The organism is Pseudooceanicola sediminis (genome assembly GCF_003575965.1).
Lineage (GTDB): Bacteria > Pseudomonadota > Alphaproteobacteria > Rhodobacterales > Rhodobacteraceae > Pseudooceanicola > Pseudooceanicola sediminis.
Map to the genome: position 1 here is coordinate 35,990 of NZ_QWJJ01000015.1, position 11,772 is coordinate 47,761.

Sequence of the window (11,772 nt, forward strand, 5' to 3'; positions counted from 1 at the left end):
GTTGATCGAAATTGCTCCCGTAGAAAGACAGATGCCATGCTGATCCGCCAGGCATCTGTCCAACTTTTTTTATGTTCTGATGAGGGGTTCTCTTTCCTCAGAATTCCGCCCAAGTGTCTCCGGAACTGGATTGCGTCCCTCCGGATGGCGCGCCGTTGGCGACCGCCTTCGCCTTGACCGGAACGGTGTGCGCCGCGTTGCTTTCGACACCGCGCCGAACACTGGAATTGTCACAAACAAAGGATTGCGAGATCCTGTTCAGCTTGGCAGCCTCGGTTACCATGACACGGCCTGTGCCATGGACCTGCGAGGCAACGGCGGCGTTTTTCTGCGTGACGCCGTCAAGCTGGTCGACAGCGGTATTGATCTCTTCCAGCCCGACCGATTGCTCTCGTGCCGCTGTGGCGATGGAGGAGACCGAAACGGACACCTTATCGAATTCGCCAATCAGGCTTTCAAAAGATTTCCCCGCACGTTCAACCATTTCCACCCCGCCAGTGACGTTTTCGGCGGATTCCTGGATGAGCGTATTGATCTCTTTTGCGGCGTCGGAACTGCGCTGTGCCAGCGCTCTCACTTCCGATGCGACAACCGCAAAACCACGCCCTGCCTCACCTGCTCGCGCGGCCTCGACACCAGCATTCAACGCCAGCAGATTGGTTTGGAATGCCAGGTCTTCGATAACCGATGTGACCTGAGTGATCTTTTGCGAGGACGTTGCGATCTTGTCCATGGCGACCATGGCTTGCGTCACCACAGCGCCGCTGGTCTTGGCGTTTTCCTTTGCGCGGCGCATGACGTCGTCGGCTTGGGTGGCGGAATCTGCCGTCATCTTGACCGACGCGGACAGCTGCGTGATGGCCGCGGCGGTCTGCTCCAGGTTTGCTGCCTGTTCGATCGCCCGCTGGCTCAGGTCGTTGGAGGCATTTTCAACGTCGTGGGCATTGCTGTCAATTTCATGGGCTGCGCCAACCAACTCCGAAATCGTGTCATTCAGCTTCGTCAGGGCGGCATTGAAACCTTGACGCAGACTTTCGTATTCCGCGGCGAACTCTGAATTGATCGGATTGGTCAGGTTGCCATCAGCCAGCTGCGCAATCGCGCTGGTCAGGTGTTCGACGACTTCACGCTGCTGTTGTGTCTGGTGTTCCTGCTGCTGCCTCTGGTCAGCGGCGATCGCCAGTTTGCCCCGCAAATTGTCGAGGTTGCGTGCAAGATTACCGACATCTTCGCGGCGTTCCGTCATCGGAATAGGGGTGCGCAGATCGCCTTCCGCAACATTGTGAATTGATGAGCCTATCACGACGAATGGACGAGAGATGGATCTGCCGACCAACAACCCGATCAGGGTGATCACCAGGATCAAGCCTGCCACCTGGATCAACAGTTTCTCGCGCAGTGCGTTGATCGGGCCGAGCAGTTCCTCGGAATCCTGTTCGATCAAGACGGCCCAGGTGGTGTCATTGTAGCGAAACGGCGCGATCATGCTATGCACCCTGTTCCCCGACAGTCCGATCATTTCGGAAAAGCTCTTTTCCTGGTTGCTCAGCATTTTCTGAATAAAGTCGGCCTCGGGGACCATGCTCAGGATGTCCAGACCCTCCACGTTGCGGGGCGTGCTGCGCAGGCGCATGTCGGTGCCAAGCAGGACGGCTTCGCCGGTTTGTCCCAAACCCGACGGATTGGTCATGACCTCGCTTATCCGGCTCACCGGCAGCTGAAAGACCAGCGCCCCGATCGGGGCGTTGTCACGCCCGACGACGGGGGTAGAGATAAAGCTCGCCGGCGCTTCGCCAATCGGCCCGTATCTGGCGAAATCAAAGAAAGACAGCGTGCCAAGCGGGTTGGCAATGGCGGTGCGATAGGCATTCGCCAGGTCGGTGTTCTTCCAGGGGCCATCCTGGAGGTTCGTGGCGAAATCCGTCTCCTTGGTCGTCGTGTATAGGACGTTCCCCTCTAGATCGATCAGAAATATGTCGTAAATACCAAGGGCTTGTTTGAACCGGAGGAAGTACGGATGATATTTTTCGTGCACCTTGTCATATTGGCTGCCATCTCCGACTGAGTTCAGCTTTTCTCGCTCGCTGGGCGGGTAGGGATTATTGTCGATAAATGCCGCCTGGAGTTCTTGCGTCTGGTTTTCGCGCAGCGCGGACCATGACAATCTGAAACTGTTGAGGGCGGCGACCACCATTGGGTTTTCCGCCTGTGTCAGAAGGGATTGGTCGAGGTTTTGAAGCAGGCCCTGGATACCGCTGGTGCGGGTTTCTATCGTCAGCTCAAAATTGCTTTTGAGCTGAGATTCCATGATCGCCTTTGCATCCTGATAGGCGGTATAGGTCAGTATGACGCCGACGGTCAGGCTTAGGGCGGTGATCAGCAGCGGCAGCTTGACCGAAAGTCTCATGTTGCCCAGCGGGTTAAAGCCGGACCTCTTTGCGGGGCCTGATCCGTCCGATCCTGAAACTACCGTCATTCCGTCATTCCTCTTGAACATGGTCGGCCGATGACCGGCCACGCGTGAGCATGAAATCTCCGACGAAAGGATCGCGGAGGCTTCTGGTTTGCAGACACAGATGACAGGCACGTCCTAAAGACACCTTAAACTCGTACGAATTGGGCGCGATGGCAGGACAAAATTAGCGGGCATTCAACGCATCGAAGTCGGGAATCGACCGATGACAAGCCCTGTGCTAGCGGTTATGAGGGGCCTACCGGACCTCCGCGTCCGTGGCCCCGTGGCTCAACTGGATAGAGCAGCCCCCTCCTAAGGGGCAGGTTGCAGGTTCGAATCCTGCCGGGGTCACCATTCTCCGCGTTGCAGAATGCACTCGTCAGTGCTGCGCGATGAGCCGCCCGGCCAGTCAACAGCTCCGTTCGATTGGCTGTTGCTGTGCGGCCCGCCTCTTGCCACGCCCGGACCAACCCTCGCCGCTTACCGGGCTTGGCATCGGCTGAGGGTGCAAACGGGCTCAGCTGCGCGGATCGGGGCGCACCCAAGGGGCGTTTGCAAAATATCGGCCTTCGAATGTGGCGATCTGATCCTCGTTTTGCAACGTGGCCGAAAGATCGTCCAAACCGTTCAGCAAACGGTGCTTCAGACCTGCGTCGATGTCAAAAGTCATGGTCTCCATTTCGCCGATGCGCAGGGTCTGTGCCGGCAAATCCACTTCGGCATCCTTGCCGGGGTCGGCCTTCAGCGCCGCAAGAATCCGCGATAGCTCCGCTTCGGCCAGCTGGATGGTCAGCAATCCGTTCTTGCCCGCGTTCGACCGAAAGATATCGGCGAAGGAAGAGGAAACCACCGCCTGCACACCGTAATCCAGCAACGCGTAGACGGCGGCCTCGCGGGACGAACCGCAGCCGAAATTGTCACCTGCAACCAGAACAGCAGGGGGCCGGGGCAGGGCGTTCAGCGCAAAGTCGGAATGCGGTCTGCCAGCGCCGTCAAAGCGCAGATCGTGAAAGCATTGCTCGCCGTAGCCTTCCGAGCGGGATCTGCTCATGAAGCGGGCCGGGATGATCTGGTCGGTGTCGACGTTGCCAAGGGGCAGCGCGGCGGCGGCACCGCAAAGCGTGGTGATGGGTTTCATGCCGGTAGCTCCTCTTGCAGCAGTGTCCGGGCGTCGGTGATCCGCCCGGTCACCGCGGCAGCCGCGACCATTTCGGGGCTCATCAGGTGGGTCCGCGCGCCCGGGCCCTGGCGGCCGCGGAAATTGCGGTTGGAGGTCGAGGCGCAGCGCTCGCCGGGGGCGACCTGGTCGCCGTTCATGCCGACGCAGAGCGAACACCCGCTGGCGCCCCATTCCGCGCCGGCATTTCGAAAGATATCCGCGATGCCGCTGTCTTCGGCAGCGCGTGCCACGGCGTCCGAACCGGGCGACACGAGCAGGGGCACGGCGACCCGGCGCCCCTTCAGCACATTCGCCGCTGCCTGCAGATCGCGCAGCCGGCCGTTGGTACAGGACCCGATGAAAGCCCGATCAACGCCAAGGCCCTCGACGGGCATCCCGGCGATCAGTCCCATGTAACCCAGTGCATCGGGGTCGGCGTCCTCTGGCACCCGGCCATTGACCGGCGCGACGTGTTCGGGGCTGGTGCCCCAGGTGACCATGGGGGCCACCTCTGCGGCCTGCATCTCGAACCTGCGGTCGTAGCGCGCGCCTTCGTCCGGTGTCAGCGTACGCCAATGCGACAGGGCGCTGTCCCACGCTGGGCCGGACGGGGCCAGGGGCCGGCCTTTCAGCCAGTCGAAAGTGACCTCGTCGGGCGGCACCAGCCCCGAACGCGCGCCCATCTCGATGGTCATGTTGCACAGCGTCATGCGCTCTTCCATGCTCAGCGCGGTGATCGCGCTCCCCCCATATTCCACTGCGTGGCCCGTGGCGCCGCCAGTGCCGATGCGCCCGATGATGGCAAGCGCCAGGTCCTTGGCCGTGGTGCCCTGCTGCAGCTGCCCGGTCACGTCGATCCGCATCACGGGCGTGGGCTTTTGCCAAAGGCACTGGGTGGCCATGACATGTGCCACCTCAGACGCGCCGATGCCGAACGCAAAGGCCCCGAAGGCACCGTGCGTGGCGGTGTGGCTGTCGCCACAGACGATGGTCATGCCGGGAAGGGTCAGCCCCTGTTCAGGCATCGCGACATGCACGATGCCGCGGCGGGGATCCCCGATGTCGAAACTGTCGATCCCGAAATCGGCGGCGTTGCGGCGCAAGCGAGAGATCATGGTGCCTGTCACATCTGTCGCCCGCGTGCTGCTGGAGGGCGCATAGTGATCGGCCACACCGAACGTCAGTTCGGGGTGTCTCAGCTGTCGTCCTGCCTCTCGCATCCGGGCAAAGGCATGATGCGACCCTTCATGCAGATAATGCCGGTCGACATAGAGAAGATCGCTGCCGTCATCGTTCAGGACGCGATGGGAATCGCGGATCTTTTCGATGGTATTGCGGGGCGCCTGTTGCATGGTCCTCTCCCTTTCAGGCCTGGTGTCGGGCGCTGTTGGCCCGGCCATACGCGCGGCTGAACAGCAGGATCGCCATCACGATGACCAGCGTCGCCAGCAGCACCAGCGTAATTGGACGGCCCAGCAGGAACGACGGATCACCACCGGAAATCTGCCACGACCGTGTCAGTTCCCCTTCGGCCATGGGGCCGATCAACAGACCCACGACCGTGGCCGTCACGGGGTATGAATAGCGCCGCATGACCCAGCCCAGGGCGCCCGCCCCCGCGACAGTCAGAGGCCCGACCATTGATCCGGTGATCGCGAACGTGCCCATCATCGAAACGGCCAGCACGAACGGGATAAGGTAGCTCAGCCTGATCTTGACGATCGAGCTCGCCAGGAAGACAAAGATCAGCCCGACGACCAGCAGCAGCACCGCCTGTACGATGTTGCCCAGGATCAGCGCATAGACGATGTCCATGTTCTCGGAAATGAACCGTGGCCCGCCCGTGACATTGTGCATCGCGAACGCGCCCAGCAAGATCGCCGTTCCCGCGCCACCGGGCAGCCCAAGGGCAAGCAGCGTGACCATGCCGCCACCTTCGGAGGAGGAATTCGCGGCCTCAGATGCCACGACACCTTCGGGGTTGCCCTTGCCAAAGGTCGCGGGGGCGTCCGACAGATTCTTGGCGGCGGCATACGAGGCCAGGTTCGCGACCGAGGCCCCGACGCCGGGAATGATGCCGATCAACGTCCCGATGGCCGACCCCCGCAGGACCTGCGGCCAGCTGCGCAGGGTGGCGGCGGCTCCGGCCAGGATCGGCTTCAGGCTGACGCGGCGCAGGTCGCGGTTGGAAATCAGGTAATCACGCCCGGCCATGTTGATCATCTCCGACGCGGCGAACAGACCGATCAGGGCCGGAATCGCGGGAATGCCGTCGATCAGGTACATCGAGCCGAAGGTGCCGCGCATCAGTCCGGTGTCGGAATAGCCGATGGTGCTGATCAATATCCCCAGCACGCCAGCGGCCAGGCCCTTGGCGACAGAACTGTCGTTCAGCACCGCAATCAGTAGCAGGCCCCAGATCGCCACGACCAGCATTTCCGTCGGGCCCAGTCGCAACACCCAATTGGCCACTGGACCCACCAGGAACAACAGGATCACGTAGCCGAACAACGTGCCCACGACCGATGCGATCAGACCCGCGCCCAGGGCCTCGCCATGCTGCCCCTTGCGCGCCATGGGATACCCGTCAAACGCCGTGGCCACGGCGGACGAGGTGCCGGGAATGTTCATCAGGATCGCCGGAACCGCGCCGCCAAATCCGCCGCCGGTAAAGATCGCTGTCAGGAACAGGATCGCGGGCAGGAAATCCATGTACAGGGTCGCCGGCAGGAAAACGGCCATCGCGATCGAGATCGACAGCCCGGGTATCGACCCGAAGACCAGACCGATCAGCAATCCTGGGATTACCACCAGCCAGGCCAGTGGATCACTGCCCAGCAGGATCAGGGCATCGGAAAACGCGGTGAAGTCGATCATGGGGCATGTCCTGGAATGTCATCGAATGGTCGTGTGCGCGCTGGCGCCCGTGCTTACAGAAAGGTGACCGGCAGGCGCACCAGCAAAAGGTCGGTAAAGGCCCATGTGATCAGCGCCGCGCCGGGCAGGGCAGCCAGCGCAATCTTCCACCACGTCCGTTCGCCCTGCACGAACAGCGCGCCTGCGATGAATAGGGCCGTGGCGATGTCAAAGCCCGCAAAGGGCGCGGCACAGGCGTACAGGACCGTCAGCACCAGCAGCGCCAGTGGCTTCGCCTCGTCACGCAGCCTGGGGCGCGCGATAGCCATCAGTCCCCTTGGCGGTTTCAGGTCGGTTATCCCGGCCCAAAGCGCGGCCAGCGCACCGACGATGGCGGCGGGCACGATCAGCAGATAGTCGGTCAGACTGCGCGACACTTCGATCACGGACCAGGCGTAAAAGGCCATGACGCCAAGCAGGCAAAGACCGAACACCAGCGCACCCCACCGGCGGCGTGGTGCATCGGGCCTTTCGGCATGATCGATCCTCTCGCTGTTCTCAGGCATCTGTCCCTCCCCAAAGCGCCATTTCAAGGGCATTGCGTACCGCTGATGCAGCGGCACCACCCCGGCGCGTCTTCATTCGTGTTCGGCCCGGATCCGGTTTCAGGCCAACTCCGTTTCAGGCCGGAGCGGGTGAAATGTCACCCGCCCCGCTCCGGGACCCTGCGCCGGGTTCGTGCCGCGCGGCGGCGGCCGATACGACGCAACGTGGTCTGATCAGTTGACCACGTCGGACAGGCCGGACAGCGCCTCGAACGCATCGTCGACCATCTTCTGGCTCGCCTCGGGGCCGACCCAGTCCGCGCCGATGCCTGCTTCTGCCGCAGCCTCCTTGTAGGAGGCCGAGGTCACGACAGCCTCGTAGGCCGCGACCAGCTTGGCATGGCGATCGGGGTATTCCGTCTCAAAGGCTGCGGGCGCCAACAGTCCGGTCACGTTGCCGCCGATGATCGGCTGACGCTCGGCGCCCAGGCTTTCCAGCGCTTCGTTCAGCAGCGGCGCGTCCATGCCGTCCGGGTTGCTGTCGTTGACCACGGCCAGCACACGCAGGCTGTCCTGAATTGCGGCGGCGCCCCGGGCGGCCAGCACTTCAAAGTCGACCTGGTTTCCCGCCAGGGCGGTACGTAACGGCGCGCCGCCGTCATAGGTGACGAACCGGACATTGTCCTGCGCGATGCCAAGCGCATCCATGAACACCAGCGTTTGCAGGTGGCCGCCGTTGCCATAGATGATGCCGGACGAAACCTTGCCGGGCTCCTTCATCGCCTCCACCAGTTGCTCAAAGCTCTGATAGGGGCTGTCCTGGTGCACGGCGACGATGGCATAATCGTTCCACTGGGCATTCAGGAAACTGAAATCTTCCCATTTGACCGGCGCACCGCCGACCAGGATGGCATTGGCCAGGTAGGGTGTGGCCTGCATCAGCAACAGGGTATTGCCGTCGGGTTTCTGCCGGCTGACATAGGTCGCCCCCAGCCCGCCCGCGCCACCGGGGCGGTTGGCCACGGTGACCGGCACGCCCAGTTCCTCGCTCAGCGGTTCGGCCAGCGTGCGCGCCATCCGGTCGGCGGACCCACCGGCATTGAAGGGCACGACGATCGTGATCGGGTCTTCCGGCCACGCGGTCTGGGCCGCGGCGGGGCCGGCGGCGATCGACAGGCTGGCAAACCCCAAGGTCGCCGCGGCAAGCGCTAGAAAGCTGCGGCGTTGTGTGCCGGAATATCTGAACATGGTTTCCTCCCAAAAACATCGACTGATCGGTTCATCGGTCTGAGGCAGAAGCTAACAAGTCCTATTGTCATGTCAATATAACATTTGGGCTTGGGTTTGATCTGGAATGCCGCTATCCCTGTCGTGGAATGGGAGGAGACGAAGGGGAACCCAATGGCAGAAATGTCTCGGCCCGGCCTCGCCGGAGCTGGCAAGAATGGTGACGACGGCCTTTTGCCGAAGCATCACCGCGTCTACCTGATCCTCCGCCAGGAAATCGAGGACGGGGTCTATGCCGATGCCGCGACCATGGCGGGCGAACTGGCCCTGGCCGAACGGTTCGACGTCTCCAGGATCACGGTTCGCAAGGCGATGGACAGGCTGACGCAGGAAGGTTGGGTCGAACGGCAGCGCGGCAGGGGCACCTTCGTGCGCACCCGCGCCGCGCCCTCGCATGTCGGGGCCAGCCTTTCGGGCAATATCGAAAACCTCGTGGCCATGGGGCTCCAGACGGATGTGGAGCTGATCGAGCTGACTTACGCCGTCGCGCCGGGGCCGGTCTGCGCCATGATGGGGGCCGCGCCGGGAACGGTGATGCAGCGCGCGGTGCGCGTGCGCAGTCACGAAGGCGTGCCGTTCAGCCACCTGACCACATGGTTGCCCGAAGACATCGGACGCAGCTTTACGGCAGAAGAAATGCAGCGCACCCCGCTGCTACGTCTGATCGAACGCGCCGGCCATCGGATCGCCACCGCCCGTCAGGCGATAACGGCCAAGCTGGCCACCCCCGAAGTGGCCCGCCTGCTGGGCATCGAACCGGGCGAGGCCCTGCTGTCGGTGCGCCGTCAGGTCTACGACGATGCCGGCCAGTTGGTGGAATACATCAGCGGCCTCTACCGCCCCGATACCTATGAACACGAGATGGAATATGACCGCAGCCGCACCTCGGCGGCGGATTTCTGGACGACAAAAGACACCACGACCGGAGCTGTGACATGACCAATCTTAAGACCCTGCTGGCAGATGCCGACCGCGGAATCGTGGCCCCCGGGGTCTATGACGCTTTCACGGCCTTGCTGGCCGAACAGGCGGGTTTCGACTGCCTGTACCTCTCCGGGGCCTCGATCGCCTACACGCGTCTCGGTCGTCCCGACATCGGCCTCGTCTCGGTCTCCGAGGTGATCGCCACGATCGAGCTGATCACCGACCGGGTCGGTCTGCCGGTCATCGTCGACGGCGATACCGGCTTTGGCAACGCGCTGAATGTCCAGCGCACGGTGCGCGGGTTCGAACGCGCAGGCGCACAGGCGATCCAGATGGAGGATCAGAGCTTTCCCAAGCGCTGCGGGCACCTGGCCGGCAAGAAACTGATCCCGGCAGAGGAGATGGTGGGCAAGATCCGCGCAGCGGTGGATGCCCGTCAGTCCAGCGACTTTCAGATCATCGCCCGCACCGATGCCATCGCCGTCGAAGATTTCGATGCAGCGCTCGACCGCGCCGAACTCTATGTCGAAGCCGGTGCCGATGTGCTCTTTATCGAAGCACCCCGCTCTCTGGCGCAGATGGATCAGATCGCCGCGCGCTTCCGCGACCGCCTGCCGCTGCTGGCGAACATGGTCGAGGGCGGCCAGACGCCGATGGGCTCCGCGCAGGAACTGCACGCCAGAGGGTTCCGCCTCGTCATCTTTCCCGGTGGCATCGCCCGCGCCATGCTGCGTCAGGGCCAGGCCTATTATGCCTCGCTCAGGGACAATGGCAGCAACGCACCGTTCAAGGCGCGGATGGCGGATTTCGACGAACTGAACCGCGCGATCGGCCTGCCGGAAATGCTGGAAAACGGCGCGCGCTACGAATGATCCGTGCTCTCGAAGGCGGTGCGGCGCACGCCTCGCCTTCGTCAGCGCCCGCCATATCCCGGTGTCAGGCCAGGATCATGTCTGTCGCCTGCGCGCAGGTCATGATCTCCGTCACCGATCCCAGCGATACCAGCGTGGCATCGTGCACCTCCTGCCGAAAGGCCGCGCAACCGTCCGACAACATGATCGTGTGAAGCCCGCGCAGATGCGCATCGCGCAATGTGCTGGCCACACCGCCATTTGTGACGATCCCGCCAACGATCAGCGTATCCGCCCCGATATGGCGCAGGATGTATTCCAGGCGGGTCTGGTAGAATGCCGAGTAGTTGATCTTTTCGACGGTGAAATCCGCCGGTTGCAGGGTGTCGACAAGGTGATGCCCCCATGCGCCCGGCTCGAAATCGCCCCGTCCCAGAAAGGGGCGCAGCTCCTTCAGGTGCGGCGCAATCAGCGGATCACGCCCCTGGTGCGGCACCAGCGTGAACTGGGCAGAAACATAGCTGCCCCCCTTCGCGCGAAGGGCATCTGCCACCGGACGGATACGGCCGGGCAGGGGCAGAATCTCGTCTGCGGTCTGCCCTGCACGCCCATAGGCCCCCTTCGGATCCAGAAAATCGTTCTGAAGGTCGATTGTCAGCAGGGCGGTGCGGGCAGGGTCAAACGCGTGGCTCATGAAATGTCTCCTTGGGGGCGGGGAGGGGCGAGAGAGAGAGAGGGAGTGGGGGGGGGGGGGCGATGCGGCGGGTCAGACCTGCGGCGCAGAACCGGGTATCCAGGACCGGCCATTGTCGCCTTCGACCCGCTGCATCGAAATCTCGTAGTGATAAAGTTCGGGGCGATAGAGAACCCGGATGAATTCGACAGGCCGCCCGCCGGCATCAAAGACCACCCGCCGCGAATCGATCAGCGGCGCGCCCATGGGCACGCCCAATGCCGACGCCGATGTCCCGTCCGCCAGCGTCGCGCTGATCGTCTGTGTGGCCGAGGCGACGGCAACACCCGCCTGCTCCAACTGGATCAGCACCGGGGTCTGCGATGGTTTCTGCCCCAGGATCATCGCTCCGATGTCTTCTGGCACCCAGACCTCCAGATACGACATCGGCTGATCGGCAAGGTAACGCACCCGTTGCGTCAGCAGGGCGCGGTCGCCGCCGCCCAGCCGCAGCTTGGCGGCGGCTTCCTGGCTTGCGATGACCATATCGGAAAACAGCACCCGCACCGAGGTGTGGCGGCCCATCTGGCCCACGGTTTCCAACAGGCCGTCGATGCTCGAACTCATCGGTTGCGGGGGCAGGCGGTCCGACACCAGCGTGCCGCGTCCACGCTGCCGCACCACCAGCCCACTGTCGGCAAGTTCGTTCAGCGCCCGCTTGGCGGTGATCCGCGAAACGTCGAAGGTATCGCACAGCTCGGCCTCGCCCATCACCTTCTGGCCCGGCCGCAGCGCACCGGCATGGATCTGGTTTCGCAACAGCAGAAAAAGCTGTTGGTACAGCGGGACCGGAGAGGCCGAATCCAGCGTGGCGTTATTTTGGGCTGTCACGTTCCGTCCCGCGAATGTTGTCTGGCCTGTCATCTTTAACGTTGACTCATTGATATATCTATATACCAATTAAATGACCTATTGATATATCATTATATCAACCCTGCCCGGGAAGGGCCATATCTGATGTA

Annotated in this window: 10 protein-coding genes and 1 tRNA gene; 3 read left to right on the plus strand and 8 right to left on the minus strand. The window is 62.7% G+C overall.

Features of this window, described 5'->3' with window-relative positions; translation table 11 throughout:
- Window positions 1–97: 97 nt before the first annotated feature.
- Window positions 98–2,476, minus strand: coding sequence for a methyl-accepting chemotaxis protein (locus DL237_RS15920; protein WP_158585665.1), 2,379 nt, complete (start codon window positions 2,474–2,476; stop codon window positions 98–100).
- Window positions 2,477–2,732: 256 nt separating this feature from the next.
- On the opposite strand from DL237_RS15920, the gene DL237_RS15925 reads away from it, so the two are divergent.
- Window positions 2,733–2,809, plus strand: a tRNA-Arg gene (locus DL237_RS15925).
- A 163-nt stretch (window positions 2,810–2,972) separates the two neighbouring features.
- Here DL237_RS15925 and leuD read toward each other — a convergent pair.
- From leuD to DL237_RS15950, 5 genes are all read right to left on the minus strand, one after another.
- Window positions 2,973–3,593, minus strand: coding sequence for a 3-isopropylmalate dehydratase small subunit (gene leuD, locus DL237_RS15930; RefSeq protein ID WP_119400084.1), 621 nt, complete (start codon window positions 3,591–3,593; stop codon window positions 2,973–2,975).
- Entirely contained in the window at window positions 3,590–4,966 is a 1,377-nt protein-coding gene (gene leuC / locus DL237_RS15935; protein WP_119400085.1) for a 3-isopropylmalate dehydratase large subunit, read from the minus strand. The genes leuD and leuC overlap by 4 nt, the downstream gene beginning before the upstream one ends.
- A gap of 13 nt (window positions 4,967–4,979) precedes the next feature.
- Entirely contained in the window at window positions 4,980–6,491 is a 1,512-nt protein-coding gene (locus DL237_RS15940) for a tripartite tricarboxylate transporter permease (protein WP_119400086.1), read from the minus strand.
- 53 nt (window positions 6,492–6,544) lie between these two features.
- Entirely contained in the window at window positions 6,545–7,036 is a 492-nt protein-coding gene (locus tag DL237_RS15945) for a tripartite tricarboxylate transporter TctB family protein (protein ID WP_158585666.1), read from the minus strand.
- A 213-nt stretch (window positions 7,037–7,249) separates the two neighbouring features.
- Window positions 7,250–8,263, minus strand: coding sequence for a tripartite tricarboxylate transporter substrate binding protein (locus DL237_RS15950; protein ID WP_119400088.1), 1,014 nt, complete (start codon window positions 8,261–8,263; stop codon window positions 7,250–7,252).
- A 153-nt stretch (window positions 8,264–8,416) separates the two neighbouring features.
- Between DL237_RS15950 and DL237_RS15955 the strand changes: the two genes are divergently transcribed.
- Together DL237_RS15955 and DL237_RS15960 are read left to right on the plus strand one after the other, a co-directional pair.
- Window positions 8,417–9,241 (plus strand): GntR family transcriptional regulator, encoded by an 825-nt coding sequence (locus DL237_RS15955; protein ID WP_119400089.1) that lies wholly within the window; start codon window positions 8,417–8,419, stop codon window positions 9,239–9,241.
- Window positions 9,238–10,098 (plus strand): isocitrate lyase/PEP mutase family protein, encoded by an 861-nt coding sequence (locus DL237_RS15960; RefSeq protein WP_119400090.1) that lies wholly within the window; start codon window positions 9,238–9,240, stop codon window positions 10,096–10,098. Before DL237_RS15955 ends, DL237_RS15960 begins: the two co-directional genes overlap by 4 nt.
- Before the next feature lie 64 nt (window positions 10,099–10,162).
- On the opposite strand, the gene DL237_RS15965 is transcribed toward DL237_RS15960, so the two are convergent.
- Together DL237_RS15965 and DL237_RS15970 are read right to left on the minus strand one after the other, a co-directional pair.
- Window positions 10,163–10,771 carry a cysteine hydrolase family protein gene (locus DL237_RS15965; RefSeq protein WP_119400091.1) on the minus strand — a complete coding sequence of 203 codons (609 nt, stop codon included), beginning with the start codon at window positions 10,769–10,771 and terminating at the stop codon, window positions 10,163–10,165.
- 72 nt (window positions 10,772–10,843) lie between these two features.
- The gene (locus DL237_RS15970; RefSeq protein ID WP_158585667.1) at window positions 10,844–11,641 is read right to left on the minus strand and encodes a GntR family transcriptional regulator; all 798 of its coding nucleotides are present in this window, start codon (window positions 11,639–11,641) and stop codon (window positions 10,844–10,846) included.
- Window positions 11,642–11,772: the final 131 nt, after the last annotated feature.